The sequence below is a fragment of the Pseudoxanthomonas winnipegensis genome (genome assembly GCF_004283755.1).
Classification (GTDB): Bacteria; Pseudomonadota; Gammaproteobacteria; order Xanthomonadales; family Xanthomonadaceae; genus Pseudoxanthomonas_A; species Pseudoxanthomonas_A winnipegensis.
In genome coordinates this window covers 79055-95793 of sequence record NZ_SHMH01000007.1, presented here as the reverse complement: position 1 = coordinate 95793, position 16739 = coordinate 79055, and the positions used below count along the sequence as shown (strand labels likewise).

At 71.8% G+C, this 16739-nt stretch carries 14 protein-coding genes; 10 read left to right on the top strand and 4 right to left on the bottom strand.

Annotated features, from left to right (window positions below; genetic code table 11):
* Window positions 1-54 precede the first annotated feature (54 nt).
* The 4 genes from EAT51_RS14335 (at window position 55) to tldD (ending at window position 7769) form a co-directional block, all read left to right on the top strand.
* A complete protein-coding gene (locus EAT51_RS14335) occupies window positions 55-621 on the top strand; it encodes a Maf family nucleotide pyrophosphatase (RefSeq protein ID WP_130521285.1) in 567 nt (188 codons plus the stop codon).
* Window positions 621-2111 carry a ribonuclease G gene (rng, locus tag EAT51_RS14330; protein ID WP_130521287.1) on the top strand — a complete coding sequence of 497 codons (1491 nt, stop codon included), beginning with the start codon at window positions 621-623 and terminating at the stop codon, window positions 2109-2111. The genes EAT51_RS14335 and rng overlap by 1 nt, the downstream gene beginning before the upstream one ends.
* Window positions 2112-2348: 237 nt before the next feature.
* Complete coding sequence (locus EAT51_RS14325; protein WP_130521289.1) at window positions 2349-6281, top strand: YhdP family protein; 3933 nt, start codon at window positions 2349-2351, stop codon at window positions 6279-6281.
* A 42-nt stretch (window positions 6282-6323) separates the two neighbouring features.
* Complete coding sequence (gene tldD, locus EAT51_RS14320; RefSeq protein WP_130521290.1) at window positions 6324-7769, top strand: metalloprotease TldD; 1446 nt, start codon at window positions 6324-6326, stop codon at window positions 7767-7769.
* 148 nt (window positions 7770-7917) lie between these two features.
* On the opposite strand, the gene yjgA is transcribed toward tldD, so the two are convergent.
* A complete protein-coding gene (gene yjgA / locus EAT51_RS14315; protein WP_130521292.1) occupies window positions 7918-8475 on the bottom strand; it encodes a ribosome biogenesis factor YjgA in 558 nt (185 codons plus the stop codon).
* Window positions 8476-8546: 71 nt separating this feature from the next.
* Here yjgA and pmbA point away from each other — a divergent pair, with 71 nt between their 5' ends.
* The 6 genes from pmbA to EAT51_RS14285 all read left to right on the top strand — a co-directional run bounded on the left by pmbA (window position 8547) and on the right by EAT51_RS14285 (window position 14130).
* A complete protein-coding gene (gene pmbA, locus EAT51_RS14310; protein ID WP_130521294.1) occupies window positions 8547-9908 on the top strand; it encodes a metalloprotease PmbA in 1362 nt (453 codons plus the stop codon).
* Window positions 9909-10057: 149 nt separating this feature from the next.
* A complete protein-coding gene (locus EAT51_RS14305; protein WP_130521296.1) occupies window positions 10058-10501 on the top strand; it encodes a FecR family protein in 444 nt (147 codons plus the stop codon).
* A gap of 17 nt (window positions 10502-10518) precedes the next feature.
* The gene (locus EAT51_RS14300; protein ID WP_205956275.1) at window positions 10519-11121 is read left to right on the top strand and encodes an OmpA family protein; all 603 of its coding nucleotides are present in this window, start codon (window positions 10519-10521) and stop codon (window positions 11119-11121) included.
* 14 nt (window positions 11122-11135) lie between these two features.
* Complete coding sequence (locus EAT51_RS14295; RefSeq protein WP_130561770.1) at window positions 11136-13187, top strand: CHASE2 domain-containing protein; 2052 nt, start codon at window positions 11136-11138, stop codon at window positions 13185-13187.
* 66 nt (window positions 13188-13253) lie between these two features.
* Window positions 13254-13679, top strand: a complete 426-nt coding sequence (locus EAT51_RS14290; protein WP_130521301.1) for a DUF4870 domain-containing protein — start codon at window positions 13254-13256, stop codon at window positions 13677-13679.
* Between the two features lie 190 nt (window positions 13680-13869).
* Window positions 13870-14130 (top strand): putative hemolysin, encoded by a 261-nt coding sequence (locus tag EAT51_RS14285; protein ID WP_130521303.1) that lies wholly within the window; start codon window positions 13870-13872, stop codon window positions 14128-14130.
* Window positions 14131-14154: 24 nt separating this feature from the next.
* Here the strand turns inward: EAT51_RS14285 and EAT51_RS14280 are convergent, their stop codons facing one another.
* The 3 genes from EAT51_RS14280 to tilS are packed head-to-tail and all read right to left on the bottom strand — an operon-like array spanning window position 14155 to window position 16614.
* The gene (locus tag EAT51_RS14280) at window positions 14155-15033 is read right to left on the bottom strand and encodes a polyprenyl synthetase family protein (RefSeq protein WP_130521305.1); all 879 of its coding nucleotides are present in this window, start codon (window positions 15031-15033) and stop codon (window positions 14155-14157) included.
* Complete coding sequence (locus EAT51_RS14275; protein WP_130521307.1) at window positions 15023-15283, bottom strand: exodeoxyribonuclease VII small subunit; 261 nt, start codon at window positions 15281-15283, stop codon at window positions 15023-15025. The genes EAT51_RS14280 and EAT51_RS14275 overlap by 11 nt, the downstream gene beginning before the upstream one ends.
* Window positions 15284-15318: 35 nt before the next feature.
* Window positions 15319-16614, bottom strand: a complete 1296-nt coding sequence (tilS, locus tag EAT51_RS14270; protein ID WP_130521309.1) for a tRNA lysidine(34) synthetase TilS — start codon at window positions 16612-16614, stop codon at window positions 15319-15321.
* Window positions 16615-16739: the final 125 nt, after the last annotated feature.

The window sequence follows — 16739 nt, the reverse complement described above, 5'->3', positions numbered from 1 at the left end:
GCCGGAGGGGTGCGGCCTCCCGTTCAGTTTCGAGGCGCGGGTTATCCTTGGGCGATGCTGTTCCTCGCCTCCCAATCCCCGCGGCGCGCCGAGCTGCTGGCCCGCCTCGGGCTGGCATTCGAGCCCTTGTCCCTGGACATCCCCGAACAGCGCCAGCCTGGCGAGGCCGCGCTGGACTATGTGCGTCGCGTGGCCCTGGAGAAGGCCCGCGCCGGCCTAGAACTGGTGCGTGAGCGCGAGGATGCGATCGTCCTGGGCGCCGATACCGAGGTGATCCTGGACGATGTGGTGTTCGGCAAGCCGGCCGATGCGGCCGATGCCGAGGCGATGCTGGCGCGGCTGTCCGGGCGCATCCACACCGTGGCCAGCGCGGTGGCGGTGGTGACGGCGCGGCGTCAGGCGCAGGTGCTGGACCTGTCGGAGGTGCGCTTCGCCGTGCTGAGCGCGCCGGCCATCGCCGACTACGTGCGCAGCGGCGAGCCGATGGGCAAGGCCGGGGCCTACGCGATCCAGGGGCGCGGCGAGGCCTTTATCGCCCACCTTTCCGGCAGTCATTCGGGTGTAATGGGATTGCCGCTGCATGCGACGGCGAACCTGCTCACGCAATTCGGAGTGCTTTGATGTCGGAGGAGATCCTGGTCAACGTCACCCCGCGGGAAACGCGGGTGGCGGTGATCGAAAACGGGATGCTGCAGGAGCTGCACATCGAGCGTGGCTGGCGCCGCGGCATCGTGGGCAACATCTACAAGGGCCAGATCCAGCGGGTGATGCCGGGCATGCAGGCCGCCTTCGTCGAGATTGGCCACGACCGTGCGGCCTTCCTGCACGCCAGCGACATCGTGCGCGCGGCGCCGCCGGCCGCGGTGGCGGCGGGCGAAGAGGTGCCGCTGCCGCCGGCCGCGCCGGCGGCGATCCACGAGCTGGTGCGCGACGGCCAGGACGTGGTGGTGCAGGTGGTCAAGGACCCGATCGGCACCAAGGGCGCGCGCCTGACCACGCAGATCTCGATCCCGTCGCGCTATCTGGTGCTGATGCCGCAGTCCAAGGTGATCGGGGTGTCGGCGCGGATCGAGGACGAGGCCGAGCGCGCCCGGCTCAAGGGCCTGGTGAGCGATCTGGCCGCCCAGCACGGCCACATGGGCTACATCGTGCGCACCAACGCCGAAGGCCAGCCGGCCGAGGCGCTGGCCGAGGACGTGGCCTATCTGTCGCGCGTGTGGAACGTGATCAACCGCAGGGTCGGCGAGATGGCCCCGCGCGCGCTGCTCTATGAAGACCTCAGCCTGCCGCTGCGCGCGGTGCGCGACCTGATCCGCAAGGACGTGGAGCGGGTCAAGGTGGACTCGCGCGAGACCTACGAGCGCCTGCAGGCGTTCGTGGCCAAGTACATGCCGCCGCTGGCGGAGAAGCTGGAGCTGTACTCGGGCGATCGACCGATCTTCGACCTGTACGGGGTCGAGGACGAGATCGGCCGCGCCCTGGACAAGCAGGTGCCGCTGAAGTCCGGCGGCTATCTGGTCATCGACCAGACCGAGGCGATGACGACCATCGACGTCAACACCGGCTCGTTCCTGGGCCAGCGCAATCTGGAGGAGACCGTCTACCGCACCAATCTGGAGGCGGCGCAGGCGGTGGCCCGGCAGCTGCGGCTGCGCAACCTCGGCGGCATCATCATCATCGATTTCATCGACATGTCCGATGCCGAGCACAAGCGTCAGGTGCTGCGCACGCTGGAGAAGGGCCTGGCGCGCGACCACGCCAAGACCACGGTGTACGACTTCTCCCCGCTGGGCCTGGTGGAGATGACGCGCAAGCGCACCGTCGACAGCCTGGCGCGCCAGCTGTCCGAGCCCTGCGGCGCCTGCGGCGGCCGCGGCATGGTCAAGACGGCCGAGACGGTGACCTACGAGATCTTCCGCGAGATCACCCGTGCCACGCGCCAGTTCGAGGCCGCGCGCCTGCTGGTGATCGCCTCGCCCAAGGTGGTCGCGCGCATCACCGACGAGGAGTCCCAGGCGGTGGCCGAGCTGGAGGAATTCCTGGGCAAGTCGATCCGCCTCCAGGCCGATGCCGAGTATCTGCAGGAACAGTTTGATGTCGTGCTGCTCTGAGGGCGGGACCCGGGACCCGGGACCGGGGACCCGGGAAAGCATGGCGGGTCATGGTGAATTGCAGGTTCGTTGGCTGTCCGGCGTGGCCTCGAGGGTTCCGGCGCTCGCGCCTTTGATTCGTTCGTACCTGGGGCGCTCGCCACGAAGCGCTTGCCGTCGCACTCCTCTGATCCCGAAGCCCCTGCCTTTGCTTGCCCGGGTCCCCGGTCCCCGGTCCCCGGTCCCGGCTCTCACCTGATGCCCTTCGCCTTTCACCATCGCCTGCGCGTGCTGCGCCGGTTGGCGTGGTATGCGCTGGCCGGTGGGCTGGTGCTGGTCGCGCTGGTGCTGGGCGTGCTCAGTCAGCTGCTGCCGCTGGCGCAGCGGCATCCCGACCAGGTGGCGGCCTGGCTGAGCCAGCAGGCCGGCCGCTCGATCAGTTTCGATGCGCTGCACACGGCCTGGACGCGGCGCGGCCCGCTGCTGCAGTTCGACGGCCTGCATGTGGGGCCCAAGGGGCCGGGCGAGGGCGTGGATATCGGCCAGGCCGAGCTGCTGGTCTCGCTGTATGCCGGCCTGCTGCCGGGCCGGGCCTTCACCGAGCTGCGTCTGCGCAATCTGGCGCTGGAGGCCGAGCGTGCCGACGACGGCAGCTGGTCGATCCGCGGCTTTCCGGGGCAGCAGACCCGCGGCGATCCCTTCGATGCGCTCAACGGCCTGGGCGAGCTGCAGGTGGTCGATGGCCGTCTGCGCGTGATCGCGCCGTCGCTGGGCCTGGACCTGCAGCTGCCGCATGTGGATCTGCGCCTGCGGGTGCAGGGCCGCGACGTGCACGCCGGGGCGCGGCTGCGCGAGCGCGTGGGCGGCACCCCGATCGACCTGGCCCTGCTGTTCGACCGCGAGCGCGGCGACGGCCGCGCCTATCTGGAAGCCAGGGCCTTGCGCCTGGCCGACTGGCCGGCGCTGTCCAACCTGGCGGGCCTGCGCCTGCAGGGCGGGCAGGGCGAGGTGCGCGCATGGGCGCGCCTGAAGGCCAAGCGCCTGCAGCAGGCGCAATTCGACCTGGACCTGCGCCAGGTCCGGCTGGGCGCGAATGACCGTCGTGGCGAGGCGGCCTTCGACCAAGTGCGCGGGCTGGCGCGCGTGCAGGTGCAGCCGGACGGCTGGCGACTGGATGTGCCGCAGCTCACGCTGGGCAAGGTCGGCGCCGGGCAGGGCGTGCGCGGGCTGACGCTGGCCGGCGGTGCGCGCTCGGCGCTGCTGGTCGACGCGCTGCAGGCCGAGCCGCTGCTGCAGGTGCTGGCGCTGCATGATCGCGTTGCGCCCGGCTTGCGCGAGTGGCTGCGCCAGGCCCGTCCGCAGGTCGGCCTGTCCCAGGTCAGCGCCGCCGGCACCCTGCAGGGGCCCCTGCGGCTGCAGGCGCGGGTCGATGGCCTGGCGTTCGCGCCGGTCGGGCATGCGCCGGGGCTGTCGGGCCTGGGCGGGGCGCTCACCGGCGATGCGCAGGGCCTGGCGCTGGTGCTGGACCCGAAGCTGCCGTTCAAGTTCGACTGGCCGGCCGGCTTCGGCGTGGTCCATCCGGCCACGCTGCACGGCACGCTGGCGGCCTGGCGCGAGGGCGAGGGCTGGAAGGCCGGCACGCCGTCGCTGGTGGTGGACGGGCCGGACTTCGGCGTGACCGCGCGCGGTGAGGTGTGGTTCCAGAACGATGGCACGCGGCCCTGGCTCAACGTCGCCGCCCAGGTGCACGACACGCCGGTGCCGGCCGCGCGCGGCTTCTGGGTGCGCCACCTGATGTCCAAGCCGGCGCTGGAATGGCTGGATCGGGCGATGCAGGGCGGCATGGTGCGCAACGGTACCGGCCTGGTCGGCGGCGATCTGGACGACTGGCCGTTCGTGCATCAGCAGGGCATCTTCGATGCGCAGGCCGACATCGAGCAGGGGCGCATTCGCTTCCAGCCCGACTGGCCGGACATGACCGAACTGGACGCGCACGTGCGCTTCCTCGGCAATGGGTTCTCGCTGGAGGGCAAGGGCCGCCTGGGCGAGGTGCCGGTCTCGCGCCTGCAGGGCGGTATCGCCGACTGGCATGAGACCGTGCTCAAGATCGAGGCCGAAGGCGGCGACGATGCCGCGCGCCTGCTCTCGCTGCTGCGCCACAGCCCGCTGCAGCAGCGCTACGGCGAGGCGATGAAGGGCCTGAGCGTGTCCGGCCCGGCCAAGGTGCAGTTCGGCATGACCTTGCCGCTGCGCGGCGGCGCGCAGCCCGAGGTCAGCGGCCAGGTGCAGCTGGACCGCGCGCAGGTGGCCGACAGCACCTACGACCTGGCCTTCACCGACGTGCGCGGGACGGCGACGTTCTCGCAGGGCGGCTTCGACGCGCCGCAGCTGGACGCGCTGCGCGCCGGCGCGCCGGCGCAGCTGGCGCTGCGTGCCGGCGATGCGGTGCAGGACGCGGCGCATGTGTTCGAGGCGCGCCTGGCCGCACCGCTGACCGCGGCCGAACTGCTCGCCCGCGTGCCCGAGCTGAACTGGTTGAACAGCTACATGCAGGGCCGCTCGCCGTGGACCATCGACGTCAGCGTGGGGGCGCCCGCGCAGGGCGGCGGCGATCCGCCGGTGAGCGTCACCGCGCAGTCCGACCTGACCGGCACCGCGCTCAAGCTGCCGGCGCCGCTGGACAAGCCGGCCGCGCGCGCGCTGCCGGCCACCGTGGCGGTGCAGATGCCGCTGGAGCAGGGGCGAGTGGACGTGAGCTTCGGCCGGCTGATGGCGCTGCGCGCGCAGCCGCGCGCGGGTGCCACCGGCGTGCGCGTGGACCTGGGCCGCGCGAGCATTTCCCAGCCGGTCCCGGCCAGCGGCCTGAGCGTGGGCGGCACCGCGCCGGTGCTGGATGCGGCCGGCTGGATCGCGGTGGCGCGCGCCTCGGGCAGCGCGCCGGCCGACGATCCGCTGGTCAAGGCCGGCGCGGCCGCCGCGCCGCTGACCAGCCCGCAGGCCGGCGCGCCGCCGCCGCCGCCGGCGAACAGCCAGCCGCTGGCGCTGCGCGGCATCGACCTGACCGCGCAGAAGCTGCTGCTGATCGGCGCCGCCTTCCCCAACACCCGCGTGCAGCTCAGCCCGGCCCGCGCCGCGCTGGATGTCAGGCTCTCCGGCGATGCGCTGGCCGGCCATGTGCACGTGCCCGACGACGCCAATGCCACGATCGAAGGCCAGCTCGACCGGCTCTACTGGACCTCGGCCACGCCGGCGCCGGACCCGGCCACCGCGGCGACCCGGCCGGCGACCTCACCCGACGGCTCGACCCCGGTCGAGGACGACCTGGATCCCACCGCGCTGCCACCGCTGTCGCTGCAGATCGGCGATCTGCGCTTCGGCGATGCCAAGCTGGGCCAGACCACGCTGCGCACGCGCAAGCTGCCGGCCGGCCTGCACATCGACACCCTGCAGATGCGCGCGCCGCAGCAGAAGATCGACATCACCGGCGACTGGACCGGGCGTGGGCGTAGCGCACGCACGCATCTGCAGGTGCAGGTCGACAGCGACGATGTCGGCACCCTGATGGACGGGCTGGGCTTCACCGGCCGGGTGCGCGGCGGCCACGGCAAGGTCGGCCTGGATCTGGCCTGGCCCTCGAGTCCGGCCGGCTTCACCCTGGCCGGGCTGGACGGCAGTGCGCGCTTCGACATCCACGACGGCGCGCTGCTGGAGGTCGAACCCGGCGCCGGCCGCGTGCTGTCCTTGTTCAGCCTGACCCAGCTGCCCAAGCGGCTGATGCTGGATTTCCGCGACTTCTTCTCCAAAGGGCTGGCCTTCAACCAGGTCAAGGGCGAAGTGGAGCTGGGCGGCGGCCAGGCCAGGACCGACGACACGGTCATCAACGGCTCGGCGGCCGAGATCCGCATCACCGGCAGCACCGACCTGAAGGCGCAGACCTTCGACCAGACCATCCACGTGCTGCCGCGCTCGGGCAACCTGCTCACCGTGGTCGGCGCCGTCGCCGGCGGCCCGGTCGGCGCGGCGGTGGGCGCGGCGGCCAACGCCGTCCTGCGCAAGCCGCTGAGCGAGGTCGGCGCCAAGACCTACCACGTCACCGGCCCCTGGAAGGATCCGGACGTGCAGGTGACCGAACACAACGAAGCCGCGCCCGCACCGTCGCCCACGCCAACCGCGCCCACGCCCACGCCGTAAGCGCGGCTTGCAATCGCCCCCCACACCCCGATCATTGCTGCCATGACCTCATCTGCCATCGCCCTCGCCGAATCGCGCCTGCTGCTGCCCGCAGGCCTGGACCAGACCGGACTGGACCGTGCCTTCGGCACGCTGCTCGGACCGGGCATCGACTTCGGCGACCTGTATTTCCAGCACACCCGGCGCGAAAGCTGGACGGTGGAGGACGGCATCGTCAAGGACGGTGCGCATTCGATCGAGCAGGGCGTCGGGGTGCGCGCGATCTCCGGCGAGAAGACCGGCTTCGCCTATTCGGACGACATCAACGCGGCCGCGCTGCTGACCGCCGCCGGCTCGGCGCGGGCGATCGCGCGCGACGGCGCCAGCCACTCCCCGCGCGCCCTGGTGCGCGGCACCGGCCGGGCGCTGTACGCGCCGGAGGATCCGGTCGATGCGATGGACAACGACGCCAAGGTCGCCGCGCTGCGTGCGGTCGACCGGCTACTGCGCGCGGCCGATCCGCGCGTGCAGCAGGTCAGCGTGAGCCTGTCCGGCGGCGTGGACACGGTGCTGGTGGCACGCAGCGACGGCGTGCTCGCCTCGGACGTGCGCCCGCTGGTGCGGCTGAACATCCAGGTGATCGTCGAGCAGAACGGCCGCCGCGAGTCCGGCTATGCCGGCTACGGCGGGCGCTATTCCTATGCGCAGCTGCTGGCCGACGGCAAGCCGGAGGAGTTCGCGCGCGAGGCGCTGCGCCAGGCGCTAGTCAACCTGGAGGCGGTCGACGCGCCGGCCGGGGTGATGCCGGTGGTGCTGGCCTCGGGCTGGCCGGGCGTGCTGCTGCACGAGGCCGTCGGCCACGGTCTGGAAGGCGACTTCAACCGCAAGGGCACCAGCGTCTACGCCGGACGCATCGGCCAGCAGGTCGCCTCGCGCGGCGTGACCATCGTCGACGACGGCACGCTGGAGGGCCGGCGCGGCTCGCTCAACATCGACGACGAGGGCCAGCCGACCCAGTGCACCACGCTGATCGAGGATGGCGTGCTGGTCGGCTACATGCAGGACAGCCTCAACGCGCGCCTGATGGGCATGGCGCCGACCGGCAACGGCCGCCGCGAATCCTTCGCCCACCTGCCGATGCCGCGCATGACCAACACCTACATGCTCGCCGGACAGCACGAGCCGGAGGAGATGATCCGCTCGGTCAAGAAGGGCCTGTATGCGGTCAACTTCGGCGGCGGCCAGGTCGACATCACCAGCGGCAAGTACGTGTTCTCTGCGACCGAGGCCTACCTGATCGAGGACGGCAAGATCACCGCGCCGGTCAAGGGCGCCACGCTGATCGGCAACGGCCCGGAGACCATGCAGAAGGTGCGCATGGTCGGCAACGACCTGGCGCTGGACGCCGGCGTGGGCGTGTGCGGCAAGGATGGCCAGAGCGTGCCGGTGGGCGTGGGCCAGCCGTCCCTGCTGATCGACGGGTTGACCGTGGGCGGCACGCAGGCGTGAGGGAAGCGGCTTGCTTCCCTTTTCTCACCGCGACGGTGGGCTCTCTGAGGAACAGGTGTCCGCAGCGCGGATGAGGGTGCCGGGCGTGCTTCAGGCACTGCGCGCGCGCCGGGCCCTTACCCCGACCCCTCTCCCTGGGGGAGCGGGGCTAGTCTTCGCGCGCGTCGAGCGCATCGGCATCGTTCGCGTCGGCCGCGTCGATCAGGCCGCGGATCTCGCGATACAGCTCGCGGTAGGACGCCGGCGGCTTGTTCTTCTTGCGCTCCTCGGCGACGTTGCGCACCAGCTGGCGCAGGCGCTGGCGGTCCGCGTCGGGGAAGGCATCGACCAGCTGGGTCAGCGCGTCGGGGTCGTCCAGCAGGCGCTCGCGCCAGCTTTCGGCCTGGTGCATCAGGCCGGTCTCACGGCGCGCGGCGTCGCCGCCGGCGTCCAGCGCATCGCGGATCGCCTCCAGCGTCGCGTCGTCCTCCTTGCGCATCTGCTTGGCCAGGTACTGCAGCTGGCGCTTGTGCGCGATGTGCGAGGTGACCTTCTGCGTGTCGCGCACGTGGTCGGCCAACTCCTCGCTCATCGGCAGCTGGGCCAGGCGCGCGGCCGGCAGCGCCACCAGCTGTTCGGCCAGGGCGCGCACCTCCAGCGCGTCCTGCCGCTGCTGGGTGCGGCTGGGGCCGTAGAACTCGCCGGTTTCCGGATCGCGTCCGCGCATCTCACACTTCTCCACGAGTCGGCGCGCGCAGCGCGCCGGATCAATCGAAATCCAATCAATAGGATAAGCCATTGAACGCCATCGCTTCCCCCGTGCATGACGACAGCAACGCGCGCCTGGACCATCTGGCGCGCCTGTCCGAGCGCCTGCTGGACATGGCCCGCGCGCGCGGCGCCAGCCAGGCCGAGGTCAGCTGCAGCGAGGATCGCGGCCTGAACGTCAACGTGCGCCTGGGCGAGGTGGAGACGGTCGAATCCACCCAGGACCGCGCCATCGGCGTGACCGTCTACTTCGGCCAACGCAAGGGCAGCGCCAGCACCGCCGACCTGCGCGAGGACAGCCTGGCCGCCACGGTCGAGCAGGCCTGCGCCATCGCGCGCTACACCGAGGACGATGCGGCCGCCGGCCTGGCCGACGCCGCGCGCATGGCCACGGCCTTCCCGGACCTGGACACCTGGCATCCGTGGGAACTGGACGCCGATACGGCCATCGACCTGGCGCTGGCCTGCGAGGCGGCCGGGCGGCAGGCCGATGCGCGCATCAGCAATTCCGATGGCGCCTCGGTGGGCAGCGGCTACGGGCTGTCGGTGTACGCCAATTCGCACGGCTTCATCGGGCGCGAGCGCGGCACGCATCATTCGATCAGCTGCGCCCTGATCGCCGGCACCGGCGAAGGCATGCAGCGCGACGGCTGGTACACCACCGCGCTGGCGCGCGAGCGGCTGCAGGCGCCGGAGGCCGTCGGCCTGCGCGCCGCGCAGCGCACCGTGGCGCGCCTGGCGCCGCGCGACCTGGCCACCGGCCAGTATCCGGTGCTGTACAGCGCCGAGGTCGCGCGTTCGCTGATCGGGCACCTGCTCGGCGCGGTCAGCGGCGGCGCGCTGTATCGCAAGGCCAGCTTCCTGCTCGATCGCGCCGGCACGCAGGTCTTCCCGGACTGGTTCTCGATCGAGGAGCGGCCGCTGCTGCGCGGCGGCCTGCGGTCGGGCAGCTTCGATGCCGAAGGCGTGGCCACGGTCGATTCGCCGCTCGTCGCCAATGGGGTGCTGCAGCGCTACGTGCTGGGCAGCTATTCGGCGCGCAAGCTCGGCCTGAGCAGCACCGGCAACGCCGGCGGCGTGCACAACCTCATCGTATCCAGCAATGCCGGCGACCTGCCGTCCCTGCTGCGCGAGATGGGCACCGGTCTGCTGGTGACCGAGCTGATGGGGCAGGGCGTCAACGGCGTTACCGGCGATTACTCGCGCGGCGCCGGCGGGTTCTGGATCGAGAACGGTCAGATCGCCTACCCGGTCGACAACGTGACCGTGGCCGGCAACCTCAAGGACATCTTCGCCGCCATCGAGGCGGTGGGCAGCGACATCGACCCGCGCTCGCATATCGCGATGGGCTCGCTGCTGGTGGGCAAAATGACGGTCGCAGGGAGCCAGTAAGCGCCGCGTTTCGCACGTGAACAGGGCGATCCGGGCCGGATCGCCAGAAATCACTTGCCCATCACATCGCTGACGTGCAACGTCGCCAACGCCGGATCGGCGTGACCGAGGCTTCGACCGCACCTGGTCGGCCCGGACAGGGGGACAACATGAAGCGACTTCTCTGCCTGCTGGCCTTCGGCTGGCTGCTAGGCCTTTCGACGACTGCGCTGGCGGCCGATGCGCACGTGGCGCTGGTCAAGCGCGTGGAAGGCAGTGTCAAAGTCGTGCGCGCCTCCGGCAGCGTCGAGGCGAGCGGCGGCACACAGCTGCTGGTGTCCGACCGCCTGATCGCCGCGCCCGGTGCGACGGCCTCGATCGTCTTCCGCGACGGCACGCTGCTCACGCTGGGCTCGGGGGCCGACGTGCTGGTGCGCGATTACCTGTTCGAGCCCAAGGACGACGCGTTCTCCTTCTCGCTGTATCTGAGCAAGGGCTCGGCGATCTACGAGTCCGGCAAGATCGGCAAGCTCAAGCCGGAGGCGGTCAAGATCGACACGCCCACCGCGACGGTCGGCGTGCGCGGCACCCGCCTGCTGATCGAGGCGAACTGAACGCCATGACGTGTTCGATGCGCCACGCCTGGATGCGGGTCGCCGTGCTGTGTGCCGCCCTCGGTCTGGGCGCCTGCGCGTCCACGCCGACCCGGGTGACGCTGCTGCCGGACCACGACGGCAAGGTTGGCGCACTGGTGGTGTCCACCGCACAGGGCCAGCAGCGCATCGAGCAGGCCTACGCCACGGTCAGCGTTGGCGATGCCAAGGCCCGGCCGGGCGCGCCGCGCGGCCAGGACCAGGCGGCGTTCGAGCAGGCCCATCGCGCGCTGCTGGACGCCCAGCCCACGCCGCCGCGCAGCTTCGTGCTGAACTTCAGGTTCGACAGCATGGAGCTGACGCCGGAATCGAAGAAGCAGCTGCCCGGCGTGCTGGAGGTGGTGCGCGGCCGCCTGCCGACCGAGGTCACGGTGTTCGGCTATGCCGACTCGGCCGGCACGGCCAAGTACAACATGGACCTGTCCGAGCAGCGTGCCCGCGCCGTGGCCAGGCTGCTCAAGCAGATCGATCCGGACCTGCCGGTGGAAGTGCGCTGGTTCGGCGACAAGGTGCCGCTGGTGCCGACCCGGCCGGGGGTGCCGGAACAGCGCAACCGGCGCGCCGAGATCTTCGTTCTCTAGACGCGCGTCCGACCATGCAGCTCGCGCCCGCCCTGACCGAATCCTCGCCCCGTCGGCGGCTGGGGTTCCTGCTGCTGGCCGTGCTGGTGGCGGTGCTGGTGGTCGCCAGCGGCCTGTGGAAGGACGCGCCGGTGGCGCGGCTGGACCGCGCGCTGCTGGACGGGCTGCTGGTCCATGCCGCCTCCGGGGTGCAGGCGCCGGACACGGTGGTGGTGGACATCGACGAGGTCAGCCTGGCGGCGGTGGGGCAGTGGCCGTGGCCGCGCTATCGCCTGGCCACCCTGATCGAGCGCGTCGCGGCCGAGCACCCGTCGGCGATCGCGCTGGACATCCTGCTGCCCGAGCCCGATCGCACCTCGCTGACCGACATCCAGCAGACCTTCAAGCGCGACTTCGACCTGGACGTGTCCTTCGCCGGCGTCCCGGCCGGGCTGCTGGACAACGATGGCTACCTGGCCCAGGTGATGGCGCGGCACGAGGTGATCGGCGCACGCTATTTCTACTTCGACCATGCCACCGAGGGCGCCGGGCCGGTGCGGCCCGGGGTGGGCTTCGAGGGGCGCCTGGACCGGCTGCAGTTGCCGCAGGCGCCTGGCGTGCTGGACAACGTGGCGCCGATCGCCGCGCGCACGCGCACGGCGGGCTTCGTCAACATCCGCGCCGACGACGATGGCCAACTGCGGCGCGCGCCGCTGCTGATCGCCCATCGCGGCGTGGTGCACGCCAGCCTGGCGCTGGCCGCGACCATGCAGGCGCTGGGCGTGCGCAGCGGCCAGATCGAACAGGATCGCGACGGCCTGTCGCTGCGCCTGGGCACGCACCGCGTGCCGATCGATGCGGCCGGCCAGGCCAGGCTGCGCTTCAACGGCGGGCCGGCCCAATACACCAGCATTCCTGCGGTGGACGTGCTGGCCGGGCGCGCGCGCGGCCAGGACCTGCGCGGCCGGATCGTGTTCATCGGCTCCTCCGCCGTCGGGCTCAACGATCTGCATCGCACCGCGCTGGATCGCGATTTTTCCGGCGTCAAGCTGCAGGCGGTGCTGGCGCAGAACCTGATGGACGGCAACGCGGTGCGCGCGCCGAGCTGGGGCACGGGTGCGGCGCTGCTGAGCAGCGTGCTGGGCGCGCTGCTGCTGGCCTGGCTGTTTGCCGCCGGACGCGGGCTGGCGCTGCTGGCGGCGCTGGCCGCGCTGCTGGCGGCGGGCCTGCTGGCGTTGGCGGCGGCCGTGTTCGCGCGCACCGGGGTGTACCTGCCGACCGGCGCGGCGCTGCTGACCCTGGGCCTGCTGCTGGCGCTGTGTTGCGGCGCGCGCCTGGTGACCCAGCATCGCCGCGCGCAGCGGTGGCGCCGGCAGCTGGAGAACGCTCGTCAGGTCACGATCGAATCGATGGCCGCGGTGGCCGAGACGCGCGACCCGGAGACCGGCGCGCACATCAAACGCACCCAGCACTACGTGCGCGCCGTGGCCCGGCATCTGCAGCGCAGCGGACACTACACCGACATCCTGACGCGCGAGTACATCGACCTGCTGTTCCTGTCCGCGCCGCTGCACGACATCGGCAAGGTCGGTGTGCCCGACCACATCCTGCTCAAGCCCGGCGCGCTGACGCCGGAGGAGCTGGTGATCATGCGCCGCCACGCCGAATACGGCCGCCAGATCATCCTGAGCACGTCCGGGCGGATCGAGGGCGACAACTTCCTGCAGATCGCCGGCGACATCGCCGCCACCCACCACGAGAAATGGGACGGCAGCGGCTATCCGGCCGGGCTGAAGGGCCAGGATATCCCGCTGTCGGGCCGGATCATGGCCGTGGCCGACATCTACGACGCGCTGATCAGCCGGCGCTGCTACAAGGATCCGTTCCCGCACGAGCGCGCCAAGGCCATGATGCTCGAGCTGCGCGGTACGACCTTCGACCCGGTGGTGCTGGACGCGTTCTTCCAGATCGAGGCCGAGGTGCTGCAGATCGCCGCGCGCTATCGCGACGAGGACGATGCGTCGGACGGGGACTGGGACGACACGCTGGCCGGCCTGGATGGCCGCACCCGGCCTCAGGCCACGTAAGCTGCGCAGGTACCGGCGCACATCGCCGGCCGGCTTCCTTCCACCCTGGACCTGCGAGAAACGCGCATGAACGAATTCGAGAACGTCACCGCACCGCCGCCGCCCCCGCCGGGCACGCCCTCGGCCGAGGACCGGCAGTGGGCGCTGTTCGCCCATCTCTCGGCGCTGCTCGGCGGCCTGCTGACCTCCGGCTGGCTGGCCAGTCTGGGCTGCGTGATCGGCCCGCTGATCATCTGGCAGATCAAGAAGGACACGCTGCCCTTCGCCGCCGACCAGGCCAAGGAGGCGCTGAACTTCAACATCACCGTGGCGATCATCATGCTGGTGCTGACCCTCATCGGTCTGGTCACGCTGGGCATCGGCTTCATCGTCACCGGTCCGCTGATGCTGCTGGTGGGCATCGCCGCGCTGGTGTTCATCATCATCGCCGCGATCAAGTCAAACAACGGCGAGGCCTATCGGTATCCGTTCGCGTTCCGCTTCATCAAGTAGGCGCGCGCGCGGTGACCTGAAAAAGCCCGGCTTCGGCCGGGCTTTTTTCTTGCGGTGGCCAGACAGGCGCCGCCGTGCAGCCGGCCTTCGCTGAACAGGCGGCCACGCGGTGTGGTCCGACGTGTTGTCTGCGGTCTTGGCGAGCCGCTAACTTGATCGCCCGGATATCCCCGGATCCTGGAGCGAAGCGATGAAGAAACGTTGGGAACACGCCGCCGCCTGCGCCGCACTGTCCGCGCTTGCGCTGCTTGCAGGCTGTAAGCCGCAGCCGCAGCCGCAGCCGCCTGCGCCGCAGGCCGCCATCGCCAATCCGGCATCCGAGTACTGCGTCAAGCAGGGCGGACGGCTGGAAACGGTCAACGAGGCGGATGGTGCGAAGGGTGTGTGCCATTTGCCGGATGGCACGGCGATTGAAGAATGGACGCTGTACCGCCGCGATCATCCTGCGTAGTAGCGGGGGGCGTAAGCAGCGGACTCAATGCCCGCGCCGCACCGTCAGCTCGCCCAGCGCGGCCAGTGCATCGGCGCGCTCGGCGAAAGGGGCGAGCAGGTCGCGCATCTGCGCGGCCAGGTCGTCCAGCCTGGCCTTGGCGCCGTCCATGCCAAGCAGGGCGGGATAGGTGGACTTGTCCTGGGCGGCGTCCTTGCCGGCGGTCTTGCCGAGGGTCTCGGAGCTGGCTTCGACGTCGAGGATGTCGTCGCGCACCTGGAAGGCCAGGCCGAGCGCGTCGGCGAAGCGGTCCAGGCGCTGCAGCGTGTCCGCGTCCGCGCCGCCGGCCAGCGCGCCCAGCCGCACGCTGGCGCGGATCAGGGCGCCGGTCTTGAGCGCGTGCATGCGCTGCAGCGCGGCCAGCGACTGCTGCTGGCCGGTGGCGTCGATGTCCAGCGCCTGGCCGCCGCACATGCCGGCCACGCCGCTGGCCCGGGCCAGGGTCTGCAGCCAGGCCACGCGCAGCGCGGGCTCGGCGTGCGCGTCGGCGAGCACTTCGAAGGCGCGCGTCTGCAGCGCGTCGCCGGCCAGGATCGCGGTGGCTTCGTCGAAGGCCACGTGGACGGTCGGCCGGCCGCGGCGCATCGCGTCGTCATCCATCGCCGGCAGGTCGTCGTGCACCAGGGAATAGGCGTGGATCAGTTCCACCGCCGCGGCGGGCGCATCGAGCGTGGCTTCATCGGCGCCGGTCAGCGTGCCGGCCGCGTAGACCAGCAGCGGGCGCATGCGCTTGCCGCCGCCGAGCACGGCGTGACGCATCGCCGCGTGCAGGCGCTGCGGGGCCAGGTCGGGCGCGGGCAGCGCGGCCTCCAGCGCCGCTTCGACGCGCTGTGCCCAGCGCGCGAACGCGGTCTCACTGCCCATCGGGCAGCGGCGCGAAGGGCTCGGCGGTCTCGGGGCGGTCCGGGTCGGTGAGCAGGCGCACGCGCAGCTCTGCCTGCTCCAGCGCGGTGCGGCAACTGCGGTACAGGCCGACGCCGCGTTCGTAGGCGGCCAGGGACTCTTCCAGGCTCAGGTCGCCCTGTTCCATGCGCGCGACCAGCTGCTCCAGCTCGTCCAGCGATTGCTCGAAATGCGCCACGGGCGAGGCGTCGGCGGTGGGTTTGTTAGCCATGGGCAAAGTGTGGGGGCCATGCTGCGAAGGGTCAATCAAACGCGGCTCGGCGGTGTCCAGTGCAATCGGGCGTTCTGCGCCTCAAGCCAGGCCTGGAACGGGCCGGACAGGAGGCGGTCGCCCATCGCCAGCACGCTGCCCTCGGCGTCGCGCAGCAGCGGCAGCTGCGCGCGCTGCCACGGCGGAATGCAGGCCGCCTGCAGCGCGTGCTTGAGCGCGTGCGAATGCGTCCGCCCAGGCAACTGGATGCGTTCGCCGCCCTGGCGCGCGCCGACCTGCACCGGGGGCTCGAACGCCGCGCCCTGCAGCCGGAGTTCGCCGCCGCCGGGCAATGCCAGCGGCGCATCGCCGCGCCAGTGCGTGCGCCATGCGCGGGGCAGCGGCGGCGTTGCGCGGCCGGCGTGCAGCAGGTCGCGCCAGCGCTGCAGGCGCGCATCGCCCCAGTCGAAGCGCGCCTGCGCATCGTGCCCGGCATCGAGCAGGCTGGTCTCCAACTGGACGATGCCCTGCGCCGGCAGCGGCGGCAGGCCCAGCGTGGCGATCCAGCGGCGCACGGCGCGCGCGCGCAGTTCGGGCGACAGCGCCCGCAGCGCGGGAACCGACAGCAGCTGCGCATCGTCGGTGCGCGCGCGGTCCAGCGCGTCCTGGTCCAGCTGCAGCAACAGCGCGTCGGCCTGCGCGCTCAGCGCGGCGCTGCGCGCCAGGGCGGCGTCGGCGTGCGGCCAGCGCTGGCGCAGCAGCGGCAGCACGTGGTGGCGCAGGAAGTTGCGGTCCAGCGCGGCATCGGCATTGCTGGGGTCCTCGACCCAGCGCAGGTTATGGGCCTGGGCGTAGGCCAGGATCGCGCTGCGCGGCAGGTCCAGCCAGGGCCGCCACAGTTGGCCTTGCGCGAACGGGCGCAGCGGCCGCATCGCCGCCAGGCCTTCGGGCCCCGAGGCGCGCAGCGCGCGCAGCAGAAAGGTCTCGGCCTGATCGTCGCGGTGGTGGGCGGCGACCAGCAGGTCGCCAGGTCGCAGGACGCGGGCGAAGGCCGCGTGGCGCGCGCGGCGTGCGGCGGCCTCCAGTCCCTCGCCGGCGCGTTCGACCACGACGCGTTCGACCCGCAGCGGCACCTGCAGCCGCGCGCACAGCGCCACGCAGTGGGCTTCCCAGGCATCGGCGTCGGCATGCAGGCCGTGGTGCACATGGACGGCGCGCACGCGGCCGGGCCAGGTGGCGGCCAGCGCGTGCAGCAGTGCGGTGGAATCCAGGCCGCCGCTCAGCGCCACCCACAGCGCGGCCTCGGGCGTGGTGGCGGGCAGGGCGGCCAGCAGGTCGGTCGGTGAGGCCATCCGGGGATGGTGCCACGCAGGGTGCGGCGCGGCGACGCGCGGACCACCTGCGGTTGCGGCGCAGCGGCTGGCGCATCGAGTGCGGCATGCGCCGGTCCTTCGATCGCGCGCCGTCCGCAGGCAAG

What these genes read in the sequence shown, in the direction of transcription:
- EAT51_RS14335 (WP_130521285.1), top strand. Translation starts at nt 55, where the DNA reads ATGCTGTTCCTCGCCTCCCAATCCCCGCGGCGCGCCGAGCTGCTGGCC.
- rng (WP_130521287.1), top strand. Translation starts at nt 621, where the DNA reads ATGTCGGAGGAGATCCTGGTCAACGTCACCCCGCGGGAAACGCGGGTG.
- EAT51_RS14325 (WP_130521289.1), top strand. Translation starts at nt 2,349, where the DNA reads ATGCCCTTCGCCTTTCACCATCGCCTGCGCGTGCTGCGCCGGTTGGCG.
- tldD (WP_130521290.1), top strand. Translation starts at nt 6,324, where the DNA reads ATGACCTCATCTGCCATCGCCCTCGCCGAATCGCGCCTGCTGCTGCCC.
- yjgA (WP_130521292.1), bottom strand. Translation starts at nt 8,475, where the DNA reads ATGCGCGGACGCGATCCGGAAACCGGCGAGTTCTACGGCCCCAGCCGC.
- EAT51_RS14305 (WP_130521296.1), top strand. Translation starts at nt 10,058, where the DNA reads ATGAAGCGACTTCTCTGCCTGCTGGCCTTCGGCTGGCTGCTAGGCCTT.
- EAT51_RS14300 (WP_205956275.1), top strand. Translation starts at nt 10,519, where the DNA reads ATGCGCCACGCCTGGATGCGGGTCGCCGTGCTGTGTGCCGCCCTCGGT.
- EAT51_RS14295 (WP_130561770.1), top strand. Translation starts at nt 11,136, where the DNA reads ATGCAGCTCGCGCCCGCCCTGACCGAATCCTCGCCCCGTCGGCGGCTG.
- EAT51_RS14290 (WP_130521301.1), top strand. Translation starts at nt 13,254, where the DNA reads ATGAACGAATTCGAGAACGTCACCGCACCGCCGCCGCCCCCGCCGGGC.
- EAT51_RS14285 (WP_130521303.1), top strand. Translation starts at nt 13,870, where the DNA reads ATGAAGAAACGTTGGGAACACGCCGCCGCCTGCGCCGCACTGTCCGCG.
- EAT51_RS14280 (WP_130521305.1), bottom strand. Translation starts at nt 15,033, where the DNA reads ATGGGCAGTGAGACCGCGTTCGCGCGCTGGGCACAGCGCGTCGAAGCG.
- EAT51_RS14275 (WP_130521307.1), bottom strand. Translation starts at nt 15,283, where the DNA reads ATGGCTAACAAACCCACCGCCGACGCCTCGCCCGTGGCGCATTTCGAG.
- tilS (WP_130521309.1), bottom strand. Translation starts at nt 16,614, where the DNA reads ATGGCCTCACCGACCGACCTGCTGGCCGCCCTGCCCGCCACCACGCCC.